Here is a 21797-nt window from a genome sequence, read left to right on the forward strand (position 1 = left end):
CACATCAATGTGGCGCTAAATAGTAGCATGGCTAACCTTTATAACGGTATGGAAACCTTTATTCAATTCTTAATAAATTCTTTTTTAAGAAGTTTAAATCCTTATAATTCATAATTTAGACGGCTTAGTGCTTGATAAATACCGCTGTCATCTCCATAAATAGCGCAAACTTTTAATAATTGATTTGGCTAAGCAGCATCCCGCCGTATTCGCTTGCAAGATTCATAAATTATCCTCTTTCTCCTCATTACCCGCTTTGTTTCATGTGAAACCTTTGAGTGTGGGCAGTATAAAGAAGATAATTAACTCGGGTTGATGAATCGACCGATCGGTGGACTGTAAAGACGATAGGAGAGCCCATGAGTAAGCGCGATTTTTATGAAGTATTAGGGGTCAGTAAAACCGCTGACAGTAAGGAGATTAAGCGTGCCTACCGCAAGCTGGCAATGAAGTACCATCCAGACCGTAACTCTGATGACCCTGATGCTGAAGACAAATTTAAAGAAGCGTCGATGGCTTATGAAGTATTGAGCGATGAAGAAAAGCGTTCGGCTTATGATCGCATGGGGCATGCGGCATTTGAAAACGGCATGGGCGGCGGCGGTTTTGGCGGCGGTGGTAATTTCCAAGATATCTTTGGCGACATTTTTGGTAACTTTGGTGATATCTTTGGTCAATCGCGTGGTGGCGGTGGCCGTTCGCGTCGCGGGTCAGACTTGCGATATGTGATTGAGCTAACCTTAGAAGAAGCGGTTCGCGGCTGCAAAAAAGAAATCAGCTTTACCGCACCTGCGCCGTGCGATACTTGTGATGGTAAAGGCGCCAAAAATGCTTCTGATGTCGTGACCTGTCAGATGTGTCATGGTCAAGGCCAAGTACGGATGCAGCAAGGCTTTTTTGCTGTGCAGCAGACTTGTCCGCAGTGTGGCGGCTCTGGTAAACAGATTAAAAATCCTTGTTCCGACTGCCATGGTAGCGGCGTTAAAGACAAATCGCGCACGCTTGAAGTGTCTATCCCAGCGGGTGTTGACGATGGTGACCGTGTCCGCTTAGCAGGCGAAGGCGAAGCGGGCGGCGCAGGCGTTCAAAACGGCGATTTATACGTTGAAGTTCGCGTGAAACCGCATGACGTCTTTACTCGTCAAGGTGCTGACCTTTATATGGACGTGCCCGTCAGCATTACCGATGCGGCACTCGGTAAAGAAGTCGAAATCCCAACCCTAGACGGCAAAGTCAAAATCAAGGTCGCCGAAGGGACGCAAAGTGGCAAATTGCTGCGTGTTCGCGGTAAAGGCGTAACGCCAGTACGCACTACGATGAAAGGCGATTTAATTTGCCGCGTGGTGATTGAGACGCCAGTGAACCTGACTCGCGAGCAAAAAGACTTGTTACGTCAGTTCCAAGATACACTTGATGGCGACAGCAAGCATCAACAATCGCCACATAAGAGATCTTTCTTCAAAAAGATTGGCGACTTATTTGACTAATAGCTAGCGCTACTGTTTAAGTGGTTTTAAGGCCTATTGTTTCACGTGGAACAATAGGCCTTTTTGTTGAGGCTATAAAAAACCATTTATCTATTATATTTGCTAAACTTACGATAAATAAGCATGCATAAATCAATTTATTAATAAGAAAGTTTTTAGGATAAAAATATGAATCAACAAGCAGAAAAAAAAGAGCAGGAACAAACTATTAACGTTGGCGTTATCGGTGCTGGGGGGCGAATGGGGCGTATGCTGATTGAAGCGGTACAGGACAACCCACAAACCACGCTGAGCGCTGCAATTGAACGTCAAGGATCAAGCCTAGTGGGAGCGGACGCTGGCGAAGTTGCCGCGATCGGTCGTTTAGATGTTCAGATTGTCGATAATTTAACTGCCGTCATCAATGACATCGACGTCTTGATTGATTTTAGCTTACCGGATGCCACTGAAAAAAACATGCAAATCTGCGCTGAGAGCAATGTCGCGATGGTGATTGGCACAACGGGCTTTAACGAGCAACAAGAGCAGGTACTAAAAGCAGCGAGTGAAAAAATCGCTATCGTCTATGCTGGTAATTACTCTACTGGCGTTAATTTATCCTTAAAATTGCTCGACATGGCCGCGAAAGCTTTTGGCATGGAGGCGGATGTCGAGATCATTGAGGCCCATCATAAACATAAAATCGACGCCCCATCGGGAACTGCATATATGATGGCAGAAGCCGTGGCAAATGCACGTGGTCAAAACCTAAAAGACGTCGCCGTTTATGGCCGCGAAGGACAAACGGGCAAGCGCGAAGCTGGCAGCATTGGTATTCATGCGATTCGTGGCGGTGAGATTGTTGGTGACCATACCGTGATGTTTATTGCTGATGGCGAAGTTGTCGAGATTACCCATCGCGCGCGTGCGCGAATGACCTTTGCCGCTGGTGCCGTACGTGCGGCTACTTGGGTGATTAAGCAAGAAGTTGGACAATATAACATGCAGGATGTTTTGGGCTTAAATGACTAAGGCTTAAATTTTAAGGTTTTTTGCTTATGGTCTGCTAGCGGTTACTTATTAATAAAGCAGAATGACTGCTAGGAGTCAGACATGAATAATTTTGGCGAACATCTTATAGCCTATTTTGGTCGTACGCTGGCTATGATAAAAGCTACCAAAACCACAAGTTATACGCGTCCTATAGTATTTACGTTAGGCTTGACGGTATTGCCAATAGTCGTTCAGGCAGCTGCTTATCAAACCTATGTCATTCATACCTATGGTGGCGAGAGCTTATTACCAGCGGTGCGTCAGGAGTTAAATAGCAGTCGCGATGGCGGTACAGTGTCGACTTATCAAGATAAGTTGGTGTTGCATACCACTACCCCCAATTATCAGGCAGTACAGCAATTATTGGCACAAATTGACCGGCAGCCGCAAGCGTTAACGGTTGCTGTGCGCGTTGGCGATAACAGCAGCACTCAGAGTAATGTCCAGCAAGGTCAGGTTATTATTAGCAGTCGCGATATCCAAGGTGCAGGGTTTATTAACCAACGTAACAGCCAGCAGCAAGGCAGCAATTTATATCAAGTACAAACACTGGCAGGTAGCGCCGCAAGCATTCGTACAGGAACCCTTTATTCGCTAATCCAAACTTATAACGCTAATAATTATCCTAATTATCGGCGCCCTTTGGGGCAGATTGTTATTCAGCAGCAAGTGTTATTACCTACAATTCAAGGGATCTCTGTGATGCCAAGGTTATTACCAAATGGGCAAGTCGAAGTACAATTGACCCAAGTTGAAGAGCAGCTCGTGCGCGCTCATCGTTCTTCTAATCGCTACGGCTATAATAACAGTAGCGTGCAAGGGCAAAGATTGAATAGCACCATCATTGTTCCACGCGGGCAGTGGGTCACTATCGGACAAATTTCACAGAACAACCAAACTCAAACTTCAGGTTATGGCAGTAATCGAACGATAAATAGCAGCAATAGCGTACCAATTTCGCTCTTAGTGCAGTAGTGAGTATTTAACCATTAACATTAATTGTTATTAATGCAGTTTGTTATTGATGATATGAATAGAAAGTATTTATAAAAAATATAAATAAACACAAAAAAGCGCGGTACTGCTGATGACAGTGCCGCGCTTTTTTATTGCTAATAATTACTTAAAAACTAATCAATATAAAACACCTCTAAAGGTAGGAAGCCATTAAATTCAACCGATGAATACGAATTGGTATAAGCGCCAGTGGTCAGCCAATAGATTTTATCACCAATTTCTAGCTCTTCTGGCAACTGATAACCTGCTTCTTCATACATAATATCGGTTGAGTCACAAGTGGGACCTGCCAACACGACTGTACCTTCGCTTGTTGACGTTTCCATTTTAGGTGTGTAAACCGGATATTTGATTGCTTCACCTAAGGTTTCAATCAAGCCTTGGAATAATCCCACATCGGTATAGACCCAGCGCGTCAAATCCGTATCTGATTTACGAGAAATCAAAACCACGTCACTGACTAAGACGCCCGAGCCGCCAACCAATGAACGGCCAGGCTCAAGGATGATTTCTGGCATCTCGTCCTCATTATAGTCATCCGTCAAATAGCGACTAATCTCTTCAGCATATACCTTTATTGGATTAACTTCGCTGATATAGTTCGCTGGAAAGCCGCCGCCCAAATTGATCATTTGCAGCTTAATACCTTCTTCATTTCTCATCCAGTCAAACATATATTTGACTTTGGCAAGCGCATCATCCCAAGCAGCAACATCTTTTTGCTGACTACCAACGTGGAATGAAATGCCATAAGGCACTAATCCCAAATCACGCGCTTGAATCAATAGGTCAATTGCCATATTTGGATGACAACCAAACTTACGTGATAGCGGCCATTCAGCAGTCTCTGACCCTTGTACTAAGATTCGCACAAATACTTTTGAACCTGGGGCATGTTTCGCGATATTTTTTAAATCGGCTTCTGAGTCGGTCGCATATAAATCAATACCTTTATCAAAGGCGTATTTCACGTGCTCCGCTTTTTTAATGGTGTTGCCATAAGAGATACGTGATGGCTCAACGCCGCAGTCCAGCACGCGGTCAAGCTCATAGATAGACGCACAGTCGAAGTTTGAACCAAGCTCAGCAAGCAAGTTAATGACTTCAACTGCTGGGCTGGCCTTCATTGCATAATGAATTTTTGCCTTTGGAAAAAATCCCACCATTTCAGCAAATTTTGTTTTAATACGGCTCAGATCCACCACCAAAAACGGCGTTTCGCGACCTTCGGCAGCTTTGGTAAATTTCTGCCAACCGGCAGGGTCAAAATATTGGTCAATTTTGATCATGGTGGGAAACCTTTAATGAAGATACTAGATGTCAGAGAATAAAAACGCCAGAGAGTAGGGTATGACGGTCACTATATTATTAATCTTCCTTATAGCAACTTATTAAGTTTCGCTATAATAATTAAATGACACACAATCTAGCTTAGGGATAAGTGAATTAAGAGCTGGTGGTTTGCGGTTGTTTATCCGCAGTTTGCTCGCCCTGTTTTTCGCGAATTTTAAGCACTTTACGCACTTTATCACGCGCCCGCGTTTGTTTAAGACGCGATAAATAATCGACGAAGATGACGCCATTTAAGTGATCCATTTCATGTTGAATGCAAACGGCAAGTAAGCCTTCTACCTCTTCATTAATCTTGTTGCCATTCTCATCTAAAGCCTCGATACGCACTTTATTGGGACGTTCAACCTTATCATAGACTTCAGGCACCGACAAACACCCTTCTTCATATGGCTGCTTTTCTTCTACCAGTGGCGTCACTTTAGGGTTAATAAACACTCGCGGGCTATTTTTATCTTCGGATAAATCCATGACGATAAGCTGAATATGGCGATCGACTTGACTTGCCGCCAAACCAATACCTTGCGCATCATACATCGTTTCAATCATATCAGCGATTAAGGTTTTGATTTCAGCCGTGACTTCCTTGACAGGCTTTGCAATCGTGCGTAAGCGCGGGTCGGGATAACTTAAAATAGGGAGTAACGCCATAAGGCTCACCTCAATGATAAAGATAAAATAGGTCTGATATTATAAGATAAATGGGGGCAAAAGTAATGCTTATCAATACAGGACCACCAATATTGTTCCCAATAAATATAAGAAAAATCTAGCACTTATAAATTGATAAGGAAAATAGAAACCATAAAAAAGGCCTTGATTGCACAAGACCTTTTAAACGGAATATTTATTTATAAAGAAAATAAAGTTATACGCGGCGCTTATTCATAATCATCTCATAGATAAACAGCAAGATAATCGCACCGATCACTGAGAAGATAAGACCAGTAAAGCCGCCATCAGCATTGATACCAACTAAGCCTGCAACAAAGCCACCAAGCATCGCGCCAACGATACCCAATACAATGGTCATAATCCAACCCATTGGATCGTTTCCTGGTTTAATAGCGCGCGCCAATAAACCTGCGACCAATCCGACAATAATCATCCAAATAAAGCTCATTTTTATTCTCCTAATATATTTTCATTTATGGTTTCATTTATAATGTGTTACTTGTTTGATGAATTTATTGTAGACATTCCTGAAAATAAAAAGTAAGCACAAAATGTTATCTGTGTACGGGCTATGTGAGAAAAAAGCCATATTTGCTATCAAGCAGATGAAATAGGTAAACGGTAGGTTACAAAGGTAGTAAAGTCGCTAATGTAAGCAATCATCGGTGGCAATACTGTATGGATTTTAAAAAGAAAATAAACTATAAAAAGAGCCTAGCTCGTTTAACGAACTAGGCTCTTAGAAACCGTGATACTGTAATAAGTTTACTTTCTTATCGATAAATTCAATTAGTGCGCAGCGCAGTTAATAGGCGCTGATGAATCCCTTCAAAGCCACCATTCGACATGATTACAATCGCATCGCCTGCTTTTGCGTGCGTTTGGATGTGAGCAATAATAGCATCGACACTAGAAAGCACCTGTTGGTTCGCCATACTTGGGTTTGTAGCCTGAGCATTTTCAATGACATCTTTTAATCCCCATTCTAGTCCCGAAGGCTCGTACCATAAAGTGTGGTCGGCGAGGACGGCGGACTCAGCCAAGCTGTCTTGGTGAATACCCATTTTCATGGTATTACTTCGCGGCTCAATAATCGCCCAAAGTCGTCTGTCTTCCAATTTCTTTTTGGCACCATCTAAAGTGGTGGTAATAGCGGTTGGGTGGTGAGCAAAATCATCAAACACTAAAATATCATTTATATCGCCAATCAGCTCCATACGACGTTTGATACCAGCAAAAGCGGATAATGCCGCGCAGGCAGTTTTGACATCGACACCAACATTATAAGCGGCGGCAACCGCAACCAGCGCATTATTGACATTATGAATGCCGCTCATTGACCAATCGACCATTCCTGTTGCTTGTTTATCAGCAGCAAAACTGACGGTAAATTGACCACCATCGGCGCTGATAAGCTTGGCTTGCCAGTCGCTAGTGTGCTGTGTATTTTGTTCGTTATTGTTATTGTTATTGTTATTGTTATGGTCAGTTGACTCCCTATCAGTAACCGTAGTCCGCCAAACCGGCGTCCAAACGCCTTTTGCCAAAGTCTCTTCTAAGCTCATGGTGGCGGCTGGCATGATAATTTTACCGGTACTTGGAATCATGCGAATCATATGATGAAACTGAGTCTGGATAGCATTAAGGTCGGCAAAAATATCGGCATGGTCAAATTCAAGGTTATTTAAAATAGCGGTACGTGGACGATAATGGACGAACTTTGAGCGCTTATCAAAAAATGCTGAATCGTATTCATCAGCCTCAATAACGAAGTAGCCGGTTTTTTCTCCACTGCCATCAGCGACTTTTTTAGCACCCAAATAGCTGCTATGGGCAAAGACCTGTTGCAGGTGTTCATCACTAGTATTAACCAATGGCACGCCGCCGATTAAAAATCCTGTATCAATACCGGCATAATGTAATATCCACGCTAGCATTGTCGTTGTTGTGGTCTTACCATGCGTTCCTGCTATCGCAATAACATGGCGCGACTGCAGCACTTGCTCGGATAAGAACTGCGGCCCTGAGGTATAGCGCAGGCCGCTATCGAGCATATATTCGATAACATCCATGCCACGCTTCATAGCATTACCAACCACGACCAAATCAGGCGTTGGCTGCAAATGCTCTATTAGATAACCTTCGGCAATGGTCACGCCCGCATTCTCAAGTTGGGTGGACATTGGTGGATAAACATTGGCATCTGAGCCTGTAACCGTATGCCCAAGCGCGCGCGCAAGTAGTGCCAGCGAGCCCATAAAAGTACCACAAATACCAAGAATATGAATATGCATAGACGTTCCGTACATGCTTGAATAAAGGGGAGTAAACTATAAAGTCGGCTGCTCATCTTAGTAGCGCAGACGGCTCAGTAGTCAAAGGCTCATTGTAAAGTAAACACCAGAGGATGACCAATAAAAAACGCCCAGCAAGTAGGCGTTGTTTAGATTGTCAAATTTACTTATATACGACTGTTTATTTACGAGATAGGGTATAGTCATCGTTAGGCTTGTCATCAGCATCCATCATAATCAAATGATTGTCGCTGATTTGATAGATTTCGATATTTTTTCTCTCATAAACGATGGTGATTTTATCGTCATCTTGGCGATAAACCCCTGATTCTAACAAAGGCGGAACGGTCGGCGCTGCATCATTAAAAACACTGGTTTTTAGCACAGAGCCATCAGCGAATAAATTTAAGGTGACCTCGATATTATCGCAAGAAGCACACGGTACCACGCCGCCATAATCGCCCATCAAGGTGGCTTGCAAGCTGCTGTCGCTACTGGCGGCCGAAATCATCGGCGCGCGGCGACTGTTATCACTTGAGTTTGCCGCTGCTATCAGTGATTGGCCTTCTGCATTATTTGCCTCATCCACTGAATTGTCGGTCAGGTTATTTTGAACATCAACATCCTGCAAGTCAGCAAGTGCGACACTATTGGTAGTCTGAACACCTTGCGTCGTTGTGTTATTGGCAGTCGTAGAAGATGACGCACTATCACAGCTCGTGAGTAGCAAACAGAGCGGCAGCGCTAGCAAGGGGCGCGTACAGCGCCTCATAGCAGTAATTGCAGCAAAGGAATAGGGTAAGATAGTAATCATAGCGTTACCAAAAAACATTTTTTAATAGTGGGTTTAAGCCTTGTCAGTAGGATAACTAATTAAAGTCTTGGTAAAAGTTAAAGAAATTGTGAGGGACAATCTTAGCGCCAACAGGCAACGCTTGCGACCCTAACTTCGTTAAATTATGTGATAGACCTCATGGTTTTGATAACAAACCTCGCGCTGAGGCTTTGCAAACACTGGCTATATACGTTTAAAGTGCAATTAAGACTACCGTTATTCCATTAGGGTAAATAAACACCTTGGATATATCAAAGTGTAAAAGTGACTAGAGCGTGTCGTTAATTAAACGCTATTGCTTTAACCGTGCTAAAAATGGCTTTAATAGAGTATAAAAATAAACCTTAAAAGCAAAATAACCGTCCATGCATTGGTGCAGGACGGTTATTGGTTACTCATAAGGGCAGTAAAAGCAGGCTACGGCACAGGGCGCACGATACGCCACAATATCAGCAAATGTACCAATATCAAAACGCTAAATAAAATCAAAGATTGCTCAGGGATGCTTAAACCCATAAACGTCCACTCAATAGACGCGCATTCACCAGAACCAGCAAATACTTCTTTTAATACTTGCTGCATCGGTAGGGTATCAAGCCAATAATCTAAGCCGGGTCCACATGAGGGCACTTGGTCGGCAGGTAAGTGCTGAAGCCAAACATGACGCCCTGCGACGATTGCCGCCCAACCAATACCTGCTAAGCTACCAAGCCATAGTATCAAACGTACTGCCATTGATTTGGGATTAAATACCGCCGCAATTAAAGCAAAACCGCCCATGACCATTAGCCCAACACGCTGAAAAATACACAGCGGACAAGGCGAAAATCCCATATAGCGCTGTAAGAAAAATAGCGCAAAACTCATGCCTATCACGGCCATTATCACTAACAATACTTGCAAATTACGGTAAGTTAACAGCTTTCGCATAGAGCACATACTCTTATTAAGTACTTAAGGTTAAAAGATAAAATCTCATAAAGTGTTAACGATACTGCTGTAAAAAATCCATAAAGTCTTCGGTTTCAGCTTCTTCGAGCTCAGCTTGTTTTAAGATAGATTTTTCGGCCAGTACTTCATATTTCGCTTGCGTATTTGGACTTAAAGTCTGTTGTAATAGCGACTCACGATGCTGCTGCGCTAAGGTAAAGCCAAGCTGCCATAAGCTGCCTAAGCGTTTACTATCAGAGTTGACTTGCGCAGAAATGGTCGACTCAGGGTGACCTGCTTTACCCTGCATTAAAGCAATCGCCGTCCGATAGTCATTGCCACCATAATGAGCGTCAAGCAGCTCTGCCAACGGCTGCATACGGCTTAGATGGGTAAGCATCCAACTTTCAAGGGTTTGCTCATCGCCATTATTAATAATTTGCAAGTTTTTGCGACGTCCTTCGTTGACGACACGCTCCAAATTGACAGCCAACGCCTCTTCTTCTGCTGGCATGAGCTCTGGCGAATCATTGAGTAAGCAATACAGCGCCATGACTTCTAAAAAGCAGGCGCTAGATAAGCGAATACCAATGTCGCTATAAGGGTCGAGATCGATAGCGCGAAACTCAACATAAGCAATACCGCGGCGCTCAAGCGCTTCGGTTGGACTCTCACCACTTTCGGCGATTTGTTTTGGGCGAATCGGGCTATAATACTCATTTTCTATTTGTAGAATATGATTGTTAATTTGAATCGGATTGCCATCTGCATCGTCTAAGCCCAGTTTCTCAAAGCTCTCATGCGGCGTTTGAATCGCACGGCGCAGACCTTTGATATACTCGGGTAAATTGTTATATCGAATATCAAGATGCTCTTGTACGCTATTGGTATAGCCAAGCTTGCCCATGCGTAAGCTGGTGGCAGTTGGTCTATAATAGGTCGAGTCATTAAGCAGCTCTAGATCATGGTCGATTCCAGCGACAAAACAAGGACAAACGCTAGGGCTGGCACCTAGTAGGTAAAGAACCAAACTGGTCAGACGCTTAAAGTTACGAATAAGTCCCAAGTATTTGTCATTTTTAAAATCAGTCAGACTCAGATCTTGCGCTGCGGGCGTTTGGGTTTGCCATGCGCTGAATAAATCATCACCAAAAGACAAATTATAATGAAGTCCTGCAATCGTCTGCATTCGGCGACCGTAACGGATACCAAGCCCGCTGCGATATAATGTCTTAAGTCGTCCCGTATTAGAGCTGCCATAGTCCGCTAATGGAATATCGGTATCGTTGGATGATAGCATACAAGGCATCGATAGCGGCCACATCAGCTCGCCTTCAGGAATACCTTGATAGACCAATAAATGCAGCTGACGCAGCATGATAAGCGTCTCTTTCGGAGAAGTCTTAGGGTCAGTGATGAGTTCAAGTAGGCTTTCTGAATAGTCGGTGGTAATAAACGGATGCGTCAGCTTTGAGCCAAGCTTGGTCGGATGTGGCGTTTGTGCCAAATAACCATCGGGTTTCACGCGCAAACCTTCTTTTTCGATACCGCGGAGCATGCCCGCTAAATGCTTGCTATCAAACCAGTTTGGAATTTCAAAATCGACAAAGCTACTCGCAAAATTACTCATAATAGTCATCTGTTGTTATTCATTATAATCGGCCGAAATACAATTGTTGTCCGACCACAAAAATGGGTTATAGAATCTCGTCAGTTTAGCCCAAAGCTGCTCCAAAAACCACGTACAATTACAAATACAGTAAGCTTCACTTGCGTTCAGACGACTGTTATTTGGTTTGCAAAATGGGTTAGATAGCGCCGTTATTATGCAAGTTAACTGCTTTAAATTAAAAAGGATTAACGTAAAAAAGCACCTACTTATCAGGTAGATGCTTCAAATAAGTTACTGTTCTAAATAGTCAGCTTATGAGAATTCTAATTCAGTCTCAAAACTCTTTAGAATATGACGCGCCATGGCTAGGTTTGATTTTTGACGGTCAAGTACAAGGTATAAAAATAAACTGTCATTACGTACTAGTGGACGTAGCAAATGGTACTGCTTGCTCAAAGTGATAAGAATGTCTTCGATGTTCTCATTTAAATTTAGCGCTGCTGCTACTTTGCGCTTAGAGCGTAGTACTTCGGTGTTGCCAGCGGCTGCTAGCTCAAGGTCAATGCCAGAGCCAAGCGTGGCCATTGCAAGACCAGATTCGCTGTCTACTAGCGCGGCGGCGATAAAGCCGTCGATGTCATTTAATGCGTCAAGTGTTAACTTAGCCATGAGGGTGTACCTTCATAATTTGGAGTAGGGGTAGGATTTTTTTAGTCATTATTCTTTAAGAGCAAAACTCTTTAATCAAAAATCTTCTAACAAAAATATTTTAATAAAAGGCTCGCAACCAAAAGCTTTGCAAAACATGTTAAGCGCTCACTAATACAACAGATTGATTAGAGTAGCTTCTCAAAAGAAGGCGATATTTAAGCACGATTCCAAAAAAAAACAATCGCAAACCGACTAAATCTACTTTTAACCCGATTATTGGTCAAAAACGACTTTTTCAGTTTACGATTGTATACTTAAATTTATTAGAAAGCACTGTATTGCTTCTAAGATAAAGCCACTATCCCGACTTGCTCAACTCGAGCTGCTTAAAGTGAGAACGATGAACCGCAGCCGCATGTGGTAGTGGCATTTGGATTAGTCACGATAAAACGCGCACCCTCTAACCCTTCGGTATAGTCAACGGTCGAGCCTTGTAAATACTGATAACTTAGCGAATCGACAACCAAGGTGACATCGCCATTGTCAAAGTTGGCATCGTCTTCATTTAAGTCATTGGCAAAGTTAAAACCGTAAGAGAAGCCTGAACAGCCGCCGCCCGTCACATAGACACGCAGCATCAGGTTGCTGTCGCCTTCTTCTTCACGCAGACGACGCACTTTTTGTGCCGCACCATCGGTCAAATTTAAGGCGGTCGGGTCCACAGGTTGGCTTGAGCTTGGGTTAAATTGGTTGGCTGATTCGTTCATATCTACCTCAGTTGCTAAAATCAAATGATTTGTTTTTTATTCATGCGAGGCCGTCTATTTATACTGGATAGGGCGACTTATAAGTAGCAACTTATAAAGCATAGGCTACCGTAAAATAATGAGATTGGGTCATAGCTTTGATGCTCATGTCGAGCTGTCATAGCACTTAAGCGAATAGCAATGCCTTCAGCACTTAACTGCATGATGTCAATAGTGTTTTACTAGTATAGCATAATTGGGGTTATGATTGATTTGTCAAGGGTGATAGCAGTGGTTGTGACGATAATCAATGTTAAATTAAATAGATACGCAAGATTATGATTCGCGACTGAGATATCAAGCAGTTTTTAGCCATGTAAAAGGTTGAATTTAAAATACTTATTTAATCGTTTGCCTATAGGCTAAGCGTTTGAAATAATAGCCGCCTGTAAACATGCCAGACGGGTGTTTTTTATTGCCTTAAGTTTTATATTATTGTTGAGATGAAGAAATTATATGATCGAATTTAAAGACGTTGGCGTTCGCCGTGATGGTCGTGAGTTGTTTGCAGGGGCAAGCTTTCAGCTCCATCCGGGCCACAAAGTTGGCTTAACGGGCAATAACGGCACCGGCAAATCCACTTTGTTTGCCTTATTGTTGACGCAAATGGGCACAGGTGATACCGAGGTCACCCTTGATAAGGGCGAAGTCGGTATCCCTGATAGCTGGCAGGTGGCGCATATGGCGCAGGAAGTGGGCGCAAGTACACAGACGGCGATTGACTATGTGTTAAGTGGCGATGAGCAGTGGTATGAGATTAATGCCGCTTTGAGTGATTTAAGTAGCGTGAGTGATGAACAAATTGGCGTTTTGCATCAACAGTTCGATGAGATTGATGGCTATCGGACGCCGACCAAAGCCGCGCAAATCATGGCGGGTCTTGGTTTTAATACCAGTCAGCACGATCTGCCTGTAGAAGGGTTTTCGGGCGGCTGGCGTATGCGCTTAAACCTTGCTAAAACCTTGATGAGCCGCGCGGATTTAATGCTTCTCGATGAACCAACCAACCATTTGGACTTAGATGCCATTCTTTGGCTTGAGACTTGGATCAATGCTTATACTGGTCTGGTGATTGTTATCTCGCATGACCAAGCGTTTTTAGACGCCACGGTCGGTCATATCTTGCACGTCGAACAACAAAAAATCACCCTTTATACGGGTAATTATCAGCAGTTTATCCGTACCCGTCATGAGCGTATGGCGCAGCAGCAGCAAGCGTTTGAAAAGCAACAAGCGACCAAAGCACACTTAGACGACTTTATTCGTCGTTTCCGCGCAAAAGCCAGTAAAGCCAAACAAGCGCAAAGCCGTATTAAGCAGCTTGAACGTATGGCAGAGCTGTCACCAATGATGGCGGACAATCCGTTTTCGTTTCGCTTTTATGAGCCTGCCAATATGAGCTCGCCGCTGATTGAGATGACCAATGCGGATATCGGCTATAGCGAAATACCGATACTACACAACGCCAACGTCCAAGTGACGCCAGATACCCGTCTTGGTTTATTGGGAATGAATGGTGCTGGTAAATCGACGTTGATTAAGGCATTGGTTGGCGAGCTTGGTATTTTATCAGGCAACTACCGCGTGTCTGATACCCTTAAACTTGGCTATTTTAACCAGCATCAAATGGATGCGTTGGATGCGTCAGCGACGCCCATGGAAATGCTACGCCGCTTAGCAGGTAAAACCTCAGATGCCGAATTGCGCTCATTCCTTGGCAGTTTTGACTTTCGAGGTGACCGTATTGATACCCCAAGTGAACTATTTTCCGGTGGTGAGCGCGCGCGATTAACCTTGGCGTTGATTGTTTGGCAACGCCCCAATGTCCTTGTCCTTGATGAACCTACCAACCATTTAGACTTACAAATGCGACAAGCTTTGACCATCGCCTTGCAAGGTTTTAAAGGGGCAGTGGTGTTGGTATCGCATGACCGTGAGCTTATCGCTAATGTCTGCGATGAGCTGTTTTTAGTGCATGATGGACGAATCGATGAGTTTGATGGCGATATCAGCGATTACGGTAAGTGGCTCGCGGAAAAACGCAAACAAGAGAATTCGCCAGATAAAAATACGGGTAAGAAAAAGAGCAAAAAAGAGAGCAAGAAGTTTGTTTCACGTGAAACAGAATCTCATTTAGCAAATAGTCAAACCAATAAACAAGTGAGCAATAAAGCATCATCTGTACCTGCAAATACTAAAGTGACTCAGCCTGTGCTTAGCAAGGAAGAACAGCGCAAATTGGCCGCTGAGCAGCGCAAACTCACGGCACCGATTCGCCGCGAGATTGAAAACACAGAAAAAGCCTTGGCTCAAATCGATGAAAAATTGACAAGTTTAGAGACTAAGCTTGCCGATACTGAGCTGTACGAAGAAAGTCGCAAATCTGATTTGCTGGTTTTACTCAATGAGCAAACCGCGCTACAGCAGCAGCATAGCGATAATGAAGAAAAGTTATTGCTAGCGATGACGACTTTAGAGGAAATGGAAGCAGGTTTTGAGTAGAGTGCTTTAAAGTCTGGTTTAGGACTTCAGCAATTAAGCACTTAACATAGTAAAGATAAAAAATTAGTAGACCTAAAAAAAGGGAGAGCGTGAGCTTTCCCTTTTTTTGCCATTATTCCATTCGGTATTTACCATCGCCATAAGACAGTATTTTCATCGTGGTCGTACAAAGCTGACAGTTTATTTGACCAGCAGCGGCTTTCGATAAATCCAGAATACGACCTTTAATGTAAGGCCCTCTATCAGTTATTTTTACGATCACGCTCTGCTTTGTCTTTTTGTTGGTCACTTGCACCTTCGTTCCAAAAGGCAGCGTTTTATGCGCGGCGGTAAGGGAATTCATATTGAAGATACTGCCACTTGCGGTACGTTTGCCGTGGAACTTACTACCATAGTAACTGGTGTTGCCAGCAAAAACAGTGGTACTTAGCAGTAGCGATAAAGTGATGACTAAAGACTTGATTAAATAAGACATTTAATACCTATTTTCTATTGATGAGATAGACAGATACTCTTGCCTATGCTATCCATACCCCCTGCGAGTACAAATAATAAAGGCATTTTACAAGAAAGAGCTTGTTATACTCTTACAGGTATGTAAAAGAACTATCAAGGTCAAAAGGGCGTTTTTACGCCTTCAAATCTATAGATATCCATTGTTTAATCCCCTTAACTTCTCTTTAATTTTCTTAACAATATCTCCATTATTACTTATAAATATAGCCTTTATACTTAAGGTAATTGTCAAAGTATTGAATAAAGTATCTATTTTAAATTATCTACGGTGCACCTATAAGCTATCGCATGACTGGTAATATTTAACTAACGGTTTGGGTTTCTATTATTGTTATGATGGAAAGAAGATGATAACGACAATTTGTTATGCCGCCGTCATTCAAAATTCCCAATTGTCTCGTTTACATTGGCATATCAGTCTTATTCACGTGCTTTTATATTGAGGAACAACAACATGGCAGAGAAAAATTACTATGACATTTTGGGCGTCAAAAAAGACGCTACCGATGCTGAGATTAAAAAGAAATATCGTAAGCTTGTGCGGCAATATCACCCTGACGTCAGTGACGATCCAGACGCTGATAGTAAAATCGCGGAAATCAATAACGCTTATGAAACTCTCAGAAACAAGGATAAGCGCGCAGAATATGATGTCATGCTAGACAATCCTTTCGCCGGTCAAGGCGGCGCTGGTGGCTTCGGCGGTTTTGGTGGGCAATCAGCAGGCGGCGGACAGGGCGGCTTTCGCTGGGAAGACATCAAAGATCAGTTTGGTGAAGGCGAAGCATATGGTGGTGGCGGTTTTCGCTTCGATGATATTTTTTCAGCCTTTGGTCGCGGTGCGCGTGGTCAAACTGGTGGCCGCTCACAAAACAGTGGCTTTGATCAATTTGGCGGAGGTTTTGGCGCACAAAATAACCAAGGCCAAGACCAACATGCGGAGATTACCGTGGATTTGGCCTCAGTCTATAGCGGCGATGACTACAGTATTAAGTTGAATGTGCCCGTTCGTCAGCCGAATGGCAGTGTCGATTATGAAAATAAAACCCTTAAAATTAAAATTCCTAAGGGCATCACTGACGGCAAGCAAATTCGCTTAGCTGGGCAAGGTGCGGCTGGAATGGGTGGCGGTAAAAACGGTGATTTATTTTTAAAAGTCAAAATTCGTCACCCAGACAATATCCGTATCGAGGGCGCTGATGTTTATCAAACGGTCAATATAGCACCTTGGGAAGCGGCACTCGGTGAGAAAATTAGCGTTAGTACTCCAGCAGGGACACTTGGCGTGACAATTCCAAAAAACAGCAAATCGGGCAGCAACTTGCGTTTAAAAGGTAAGGGTATCCCTGCTAAGCAAGCGGGAAATTTATATTTAACCTTAAATATTGTCAATCCTGATATCGGCAGTGAGACGGCTACCAAAGCCTACGAACAGCTCAAAGAAGCGTTTGCTGATATCAGTATTAGCCGTTAATGACTGTTATTAACGATTGGTGGCATTAGTTATTAACTGTGATTAATTATGCATAATTGCCCTGTAATAGAGATAAAGACCATACGATAAAATGAAGCGCAAACGAGGATAATCATTATGAAACACTCGCCTGAATTTACCGACATTATCTTGAGCTTAGATGAGCTCGTATCTGCCTGTGGTCAAGAGCGCCAATGGGTTATCGAATTGATTGAAGAAAATATCATCGAATATGATGTGCCAGAGCGCCAGCAATTTACCGGCTATCAGCTAACCACCGTACGCCGTGCCTCGCGCCTGAGCCGTGATTTTGAAGCCAGTGTACCAGCGATTGGTTTGATACTTGAGCTGTTGGATGAAGTCGAGCAGCTGCGCCAATTTAAGCGCCAGTTAGATAGTCAGCTGCCCGTGATTGAAGTAGACGTCGAGCATTTAAAGTAGCCAACGTCTAATAATTGTACATATAAAAAAGGGTCCCTAAAACGAGACCCTTTATGGTTTGCCAATCACACTTTAAAAACTAACGTGCATATTTTGGATCAGCCGCGGCGGTAAATAAGACGTCTGTTGACGAGTTCAACGCGGTTTCAGCGGAATCTTGTACCACACCGATGATAAAGCCAATTGCCACCACTTGCATAGCAATGTCGTTTGGAATGCTAAATAGACTTGCTGCTAATGGAATTAACAGTAGCGAACCGCCAGCAACACCAGAAGCGCCGCAAGCACTGATAGTCGCGACCAGACTTAATAACAGCGCTGACGCAAATGTTACTTCGATGCCTAACGTATGCGCTGCCGCAAGGGTTAAGACATTAATAGTAATCGCTGCGCCCGCCATATTTATGGTCGCACCAAGTGGAATGGTGACCGAATAAGTGTCTTCGTGCAGACCTAATTTACGCGCAAGGTTCATATTGACTGGAATATTGGCGGCCGATGAGCGCGTAAAGAATGCAGTAATCCCTGATTCACGCAGGCAAGTAAATACCAGTGGGAAAGGGTTTTTGCCCGTCTTAACCAATACAATAATTGGGTTGACCACTAGCGCGATAAACAGCATACAACCGACCAGTACCAACAAGATACGAGCATAACCAGCCAAAGCAGCAAACCCTGTCTCAGCAACGGTATTGGCAACCAAGCCTAAAATACCAAACGGCGCTAAAGCGATGACCCACTTCACCACTTGTGATATCGCATCAGAAAAATCATTGACCACCGCTCGAGCGGTATCGCTGGCTTGACGTAAGGCAAAACCAATGATAACTGCCCACGCTAAAATACCGATATAATTGGCTTCAGCAATAGCATCGACCGGATTGGCAACCAAGTTCATCAGCAGGTTGGTCAATACTTCCTGCAGGTTAGCAGGTGGCACTTGCTCAATGGCGGTATTGACCAATATCAGCTCTGTTGGGAATAAAAAGCTTGCGCCAACGGCGGTCAGTGCTGCCAAAAAGGTGCCGAACATGTACATAATAAGCACAGGTTTGACGTACACTTCGTTACCACTGCGGTGTTGGCTAATCGCTGCCATAACCAAAATAAAGACCAATATCGGCGCGACTGCTTTTAGGGCACCGACAAATAGCGTCCCTAATAAACCAAGCGCAATACCAATACTTGGCGCCAACCAGCCAATCAATACCCCTAATATTAAACCAATAACAATAAGTGGCACCAGCCCTATACGCTGGTACATCGCAATTACTGAATGCATCCATACACCTCGAGTTTGACGATAAATAAAAAATTCACCTGGGAAAAGAAAAATCAATCGGAGGATGTTAGCATTTTTTTCAGTCAAAAACATACCTTTTACCCAAAGCTACTCGTATATAGGGTTAAGGATAAATAGGTTTGATAAGGCGTGAGTTTCTTAACAACACAAATGATAAAGTTTTAGCCCTTAAACGTTAAAATGGGTCAACTCATAGGCCATTTGTTGATAAGCTTTATACTTATGACGACCTTCTTGCACGCTATTAGAATCGGGTTTTATCAACTCAAGAACACGCGTAGGTTGGGCATTATTGGTCGCTGCCATAAAAGTATTTACTGGGCGGATGGTGGTATTTAGGACAATACCTTTAAAATCCGCTGGCATATAGCTGCCAAGTAGGACAGGTGCTAACGGTTGATCGTTCATAGGATTAATGGTCGTATTTTCAGTATCGTCAGCGATATTAGAACCCATAAGCCGTTGATGCGGTATAAAGCTGACAGCATCATGTGACCAGAGCGCCTCATCAAGCGTCGATAGCAATTCATCGTCTTTTTCGATAAGAATCAGCAACGACTGGCTACTTTTATTGAGCGCCGTTTGGGTCAACTGACAAATAAAGCCCAAGTAATCTTGGGCTTTACTTTCACTTAAGATATAAAAACTGATGTTCATAAATTCATTTTCATACATTGTTTTATATAAAGTGGTCTTGCATCAATGGACTACTGAGAACCGATTAGGCCATGTTTGCGCTGTTTTTTAAGTACTGCATAAATAATGGCACAGGGCGACCCGTTGCTGCTTTGTCTTTTCCTGAGTTCCAAGCCGTGCCAGCAATGTCTAAATGCGCCCATGCTTGACCTTCTTCGACAAAGCGCGATAAGAAGCAAGCGGCCGTGATAGCACCGCCACCTTTACCACCGATGTTTTGCATATCAGCGATAGGCGAGTCAAGCTGCGTTTGATAGTCATCATCTAACGGCATATGCCAGATTAAATCGCCTGATAAATGACTGGCGTTTTCTAACTCAAATAACACGTCTTCGTCATTACTAAACACCGCTGAGCGTACATGACCTAGCGCAACCACACAAGCGCCCGTTAAGGTTGCCACATCAATAATCGCTTTTGGATTATAGCGCTGTACGTAGCATAAAGTATCAGCTAAGACCAATCGACCTTCGGCGTCGGTGTTTAGAATTTCGACCGATTTGCCGTTCATGGCTTTCACAATATCGCCTGGGCGGGTCGCATCACCTGATGGCATATTTTCTGCACAAGCCAAGGCGCCAACAACGTTAATCGGGAGACGTGATTCACACAGAGCTTTAATTGTGCCGAGAACCGACGCTGAACCGCCCATATCAAATTTCATCTCATCCATCGCCGCACCTGGCTTGATTGAGATACCACCTGAATCAAAGGTGACGCCTTTACCCACTAATACAATAGGTGCATCATCCTTTACCGATTTTGCATCGCTGTTGTCAGATTTTTTGCTAGTAACTTTGGTTGGAAGTTTATCCGCCAACGCTTTTAGACCGTCGGTTACTTTTGCGCTGCTATTGGCGATTTTGTTAGCACCCGCTTTGGCGCTAAAGTTAGATTTACCACGATACTCTAGTAGTACCAATTTACCTTCTTTAGCAGAACCTTGCGCAACCGCTAAGAAGCAATTCATACCGAGCGCTGACATCTCATCTTCACCGACTACGGTCACCTTTAATAGGTCAGGATAGGTTTTAGCCAACGCTTCGGCTTGTTCAGCCATATAAGCAGGGAAGCAGATATTGCCCGGCTCATTAGCCACATCACGGGTTAAGCTTTGACCGGCAAACACCGCTTGGGTGAATTCTAATGATGCTTGCAAAGACTTATCAGCAAGTAAATAAATATCGGTTAAAACTGGTGCGGTTTGCTCCGATTTATATTTATCAAAACGGTAGCTTGCTGCCAATAAATTCAGGGCAAACTGGCTAAAATGGATTTCTTCTAACGCATCACCTAAGGCAATAGTAATAGAATCGACGCGTTTTTGCGTGCTTTGATAAATGGTATTAGCAATTTTTTGCAAACCGCTATGGCCAAGCTTATCAAGATTACCAACACCGACCAGTAACAGCTGAACTGGGTTTTCTTTTGCGGTTTTCTTATCGCCCGCTAACGCATAATCAGCTACGGTTTCGCAGGCTTTGCCGTTAAAGTGCGATACCTCAATCAATTGCTCAATGCGGCTTTGATAATCGCTTAATGCCGATTCCGCTAAAATGTTTTTCTTGTCATCAATTAAAACGACAAGACAAGCCGCGTCTTTACTTTTGGCTTCTTTTTTAAGTATTTTTTGCGTATGCATCTTTGGCAGGGTTTGGGTTAACTTAATATTCATATAATTATCCTTATTAGAGTTATGAAATGACGCATTTTATTCATGTGATCGTGCTTTTTAAAATAATACTTTTTAAATACTGTGGCTTTTGCAGCTAGCACAATAGTGTAGCATATTGCGAGACGAGTGCGCAGTGAGCACGTCGTCGCTATTAACGTCACCCTTTTAGTTTGACTTGATTACTTAAGCATTTTTGCCAGTTAAATTCTGCAGGAATAGTAGTCTAGCAATAAAACCTAAAAAGGCGTGGCAAAGGATACGAAGGACAAACAAACTTTGCTAAATGACATACAGCAAAAATATAATTCAAATACTTAATTGAAATGCCTTTATATTAAGAGAATCTTATCAGTTAAATGTGCTCACTATTTTTCGAATTTTTATAATATTAGCTATGAATGCAGCGCTGTAGCAAGATAGACGCAAATTTTTCAAACACATTTCACAGCCATTTTTAAGCAAAATATGCTAGGATTAGCGGTTATCTTTATCGCTACTATT

19 protein-coding genes are annotated in these 21797 nt (G+C 43.2%); 6 read left to right on the forward strand and 13 right to left on the reverse strand.

Annotated features, from left to right (window positions below):
* Positions 1 to 359 precede the first annotated feature (359 nt).
* The 3 genes from dnaJ to B4K26_RS00640 all read left to right on the forward strand — a co-directional run bounded on the left by dnaJ (position 360) and on the right by B4K26_RS00640 (position 3494).
* On the forward strand, positions 360 to 1487 hold the full coding sequence (gene dnaJ / locus B4K26_RS00630) for a molecular chaperone DnaJ (RefSeq protein ID WP_296242956.1): 1128 nt from the start codon (positions 360 to 362) through the stop codon (positions 1485 to 1487).
* Positions 1488 to 1655: 168 nt separating this feature from the next.
* Entirely contained in the window at positions 1656 to 2498 is an 843-nt protein-coding gene (dapB, locus tag B4K26_RS00635) for a 4-hydroxy-tetrahydrodipicolinate reductase (protein WP_296242957.1), read from the forward strand.
* Between the two features lie 81 nt (positions 2499 to 2579).
* On the forward strand, positions 2580 to 3494 hold the full coding sequence (locus B4K26_RS00640) for a hypothetical protein (RefSeq protein ID WP_296242958.1): 915 nt from the start codon (positions 2580 to 2582) through the stop codon (positions 3492 to 3494).
* A gap of 155 nt (positions 3495 to 3649) precedes the next feature.
* Here B4K26_RS00640 and B4K26_RS00645 read toward each other — a convergent pair whose 3' ends face one another.
* From B4K26_RS00645 to erpA, 9 genes are all read right to left on the reverse strand, one after another.
* The gene (locus tag B4K26_RS00645) at positions 3650 to 4825 is read right to left on the reverse strand and encodes a type III PLP-dependent enzyme (protein ID WP_296242959.1); all 1176 of its coding nucleotides are present in this window, start codon (positions 4823 to 4825) and stop codon (positions 3650 to 3652) included.
* A 157-nt stretch (positions 4826 to 4982) separates the two neighbouring features.
* Positions 4983 to 5537, reverse strand: a complete 555-nt coding sequence (gene def, locus B4K26_RS00650) for a peptide deformylase (protein WP_296242960.1) — start codon at positions 5535 to 5537, stop codon at positions 4983 to 4985.
* Between the two features lie 217 nt (positions 5538 to 5754).
* A complete protein-coding gene (locus tag B4K26_RS00655) occupies positions 5755 to 6009 on the reverse strand; it encodes a GlsB/YeaQ/YmgE family stress response membrane protein (protein WP_296242961.1) in 255 nt (84 codons plus the stop codon).
* A gap of 337 nt (positions 6010 to 6346) precedes the next feature.
* The gene (gene mpl / locus B4K26_RS00660; RefSeq protein ID WP_296242962.1) at positions 6347 to 7855 is read right to left on the reverse strand and encodes a UDP-N-acetylmuramate:L-alanyl-gamma-D-glutamyl-meso-diaminopimelate ligase; all 1509 of its coding nucleotides are present in this window, start codon (positions 7853 to 7855) and stop codon (positions 6347 to 6349) included.
* A gap of 181 nt (positions 7856 to 8036) precedes the next feature.
* Positions 8037 to 8669 (reverse strand): copper resistance protein NlpE, encoded by a 633-nt coding sequence (locus B4K26_RS00665; RefSeq protein ID WP_296242963.1) that lies wholly within the window; start codon positions 8667 to 8669, stop codon positions 8037 to 8039.
* 438 nt (positions 8670 to 9107) lie between these two features.
* Positions 9108 to 9620 carry a disulfide bond formation protein B gene (locus tag B4K26_RS00670; RefSeq protein ID WP_296242964.1) on the reverse strand — a complete coding sequence of 171 codons (513 nt, stop codon included), beginning with the start codon at positions 9618 to 9620 and terminating at the stop codon, positions 9108 to 9110.
* Positions 9621 to 9675: 55 nt separating this feature from the next.
* Entirely contained in the window at positions 9676 to 11259 is a 1584-nt protein-coding gene (gshA, locus tag B4K26_RS00675) for a glutamate--cysteine ligase (RefSeq protein WP_409521341.1), read from the reverse strand.
* A gap of 285 nt (positions 11260 to 11544) precedes the next feature.
* Positions 11545 to 11901, reverse strand: a complete 357-nt coding sequence (locus B4K26_RS00680; protein ID WP_296242966.1) for a roadblock/LC7 domain-containing protein — start codon at positions 11899 to 11901, stop codon at positions 11545 to 11547.
* 368 nt (positions 11902 to 12269) lie between these two features.
* The gene (gene erpA, locus B4K26_RS00685; protein ID WP_409521342.1) at positions 12270 to 12650 is read right to left on the reverse strand and encodes an iron-sulfur cluster insertion protein ErpA; all 381 of its coding nucleotides are present in this window, start codon (positions 12648 to 12650) and stop codon (positions 12270 to 12272) included.
* Between the two features lie 495 nt (positions 12651 to 13145).
* Between erpA and B4K26_RS00690 the strand changes: the two genes are divergently transcribed.
* The gene (locus B4K26_RS00690; RefSeq protein ID WP_296242967.1) at positions 13146 to 15191 is read left to right on the forward strand and encodes an ATP-binding cassette domain-containing protein; all 2046 of its coding nucleotides are present in this window, start codon (positions 13146 to 13148) and stop codon (positions 15189 to 15191) included.
* A gap of 112 nt (positions 15192 to 15303) precedes the next feature.
* Here the strand turns inward: B4K26_RS00690 and B4K26_RS00695 are convergent, their stop codons facing one another.
* Positions 15304 to 15666, reverse strand: a complete 363-nt coding sequence (locus B4K26_RS00695) for a septal ring lytic transglycosylase RlpA family protein (protein WP_296242968.1) — start codon at positions 15664 to 15666, stop codon at positions 15304 to 15306.
* A 495-nt stretch (positions 15667 to 16161) separates the two neighbouring features.
* Between B4K26_RS00695 and B4K26_RS00700 the strand changes: the two genes are divergently transcribed.
* Both B4K26_RS00700 and B4K26_RS00705 read left to right on the forward strand, forming a co-directional pair.
* On the forward strand, positions 16162 to 17181 hold the full coding sequence (locus B4K26_RS00700) for a DnaJ C-terminal domain-containing protein (RefSeq protein WP_296242969.1): 1020 nt from the start codon (positions 16162 to 16164) through the stop codon (positions 17179 to 17181).
* A 117-nt stretch (positions 17182 to 17298) separates the two neighbouring features.
* On the forward strand, positions 17299 to 17622 hold the full coding sequence (locus B4K26_RS00705) for a chaperone modulator CbpM (protein WP_296242970.1): 324 nt from the start codon (positions 17299 to 17301) through the stop codon (positions 17620 to 17622).
* A gap of 79 nt (positions 17623 to 17701) precedes the next feature.
* On the opposite strand, the gene sstT is transcribed toward B4K26_RS00705, so the two are convergent.
* The 3 genes from sstT to B4K26_RS00720 form a co-directional block, all read right to left on the reverse strand.
* Positions 17702 to 18904, reverse strand: coding sequence for a serine/threonine transporter SstT (gene sstT, locus B4K26_RS00710; protein ID WP_296242971.1), 1203 nt, complete (start codon positions 18902 to 18904; stop codon positions 17702 to 17704).
* Between the two features lie 189 nt (positions 18905 to 19093).
* Positions 19094 to 19582, reverse strand: a complete 489-nt coding sequence (locus B4K26_RS00715; RefSeq protein WP_296242972.1) for a DNA polymerase III subunit chi — start codon at positions 19580 to 19582, stop codon at positions 19094 to 19096.
* A gap of 64 nt (positions 19583 to 19646) precedes the next feature.
* Positions 19647 to 21296: a leucyl aminopeptidase gene (locus tag B4K26_RS00720; RefSeq protein WP_296242973.1), complete on the reverse strand. Its 1650-nt coding sequence runs from the start codon at positions 21294 to 21296 to the stop codon at positions 19647 to 19649.
* Positions 21297 to 21797 lie beyond the last annotated feature (501 nt).

Source organism: Psychrobacter sp. UBA6766 (assembly GCF_002453355.1).
Lineage (GTDB): Bacteria > Pseudomonadota > Gammaproteobacteria > Pseudomonadales > Moraxellaceae > Psychrobacter.

Coding starts and splice junctions, on each gene's coding strand:
- dnaJ (WP_296242956.1), top strand. CDS start 360: ATGAGTAAGCGCGATTTTTATGAAGTATTAGGGGTCAGTAAAACCGCT.
- dapB (WP_296242957.1), top strand. CDS start 1,656: ATGAATCAACAAGCAGAAAAAAAAGAGCAGGAACAAACTATTAACGTT.
- B4K26_RS00640 (WP_296242958.1), top strand. CDS start 2,580: ATGAATAATTTTGGCGAACATCTTATAGCCTATTTTGGTCGTACGCTG.
- B4K26_RS00645 (WP_296242959.1), bottom strand. CDS start 4,825: ATGATCAAAATTGACCAATATTTTGACCCTGCCGGTTGGCAGAAATTT.
- def (WP_296242960.1), bottom strand. CDS start 5,537: ATGGCGTTACTCCCTATTTTAAGTTATCCCGACCCGCGCTTACGCACG.
- B4K26_RS00655 (WP_296242961.1), bottom strand. CDS start 6,009: ATGAGCTTTATTTGGATGATTATTGTCGGATTGGTCGCAGGTTTATTG.
- mpl (WP_296242962.1), bottom strand. CDS start 7,855: ATGCATATTCATATTCTTGGTATTTGTGGTACTTTTATGGGCTCGCTG.
- B4K26_RS00665 (WP_296242963.1), bottom strand. CDS start 8,669: ATGATTACTATCTTACCCTATTCCTTTGCTGCAATTACTGCTATGAGG.
- B4K26_RS00670 (WP_296242964.1), bottom strand. CDS start 9,620: ATGCGAAAGCTGTTAACTTACCGTAATTTGCAAGTATTGTTAGTGATA.
- gshA (WP_409521341.1), bottom strand. CDS start 11,259: ATGACTATTATGAGTAATTTTGCGAGTAGCTTTGTCGATTTTGAAATT.
- B4K26_RS00680 (WP_296242966.1), bottom strand. CDS start 11,901: ATGGCTAAGTTAACACTTGACGCATTAAATGACATCGACGGCTTTATC.
- erpA (WP_409521342.1), bottom strand. CDS start 12,650: ATGAACGAATCAGCCAACCAATTTAACCCAAGCTCAAGCCAACCTGTG.
- B4K26_RS00690 (WP_296242967.1), top strand. CDS start 13,146: ATGATCGAATTTAAAGACGTTGGCGTTCGCCGTGATGGTCGTGAGTTG.
- B4K26_RS00695 (WP_296242968.1), bottom strand. CDS start 15,666: ATGTCTTATTTAATCAAGTCTTTAGTCATCACTTTATCGCTACTGCTA.
- B4K26_RS00700 (WP_296242969.1), top strand. CDS start 16,162: ATGGCAGAGAAAAATTACTATGACATTTTGGGCGTCAAAAAAGACGCT.
- B4K26_RS00705 (WP_296242970.1), top strand. CDS start 17,299: ATGAAACACTCGCCTGAATTTACCGACATTATCTTGAGCTTAGATGAG.
- sstT (WP_296242971.1), bottom strand. CDS start 18,904: ATGCATTCAGTAATTGCGATGTACCAGCGTATAGGGCTGGTGCCACTT.
- B4K26_RS00715 (WP_296242972.1), bottom strand. CDS start 19,582: ATGAACATCAGTTTTTATATCTTAAGTGAAAGTAAAGCCCAAGATTAC.
- B4K26_RS00720 (WP_296242973.1), bottom strand. CDS start 21,296: ATGAATATTAAGTTAACCCAAACCCTGCCAAAGATGCATACGCAAAAA.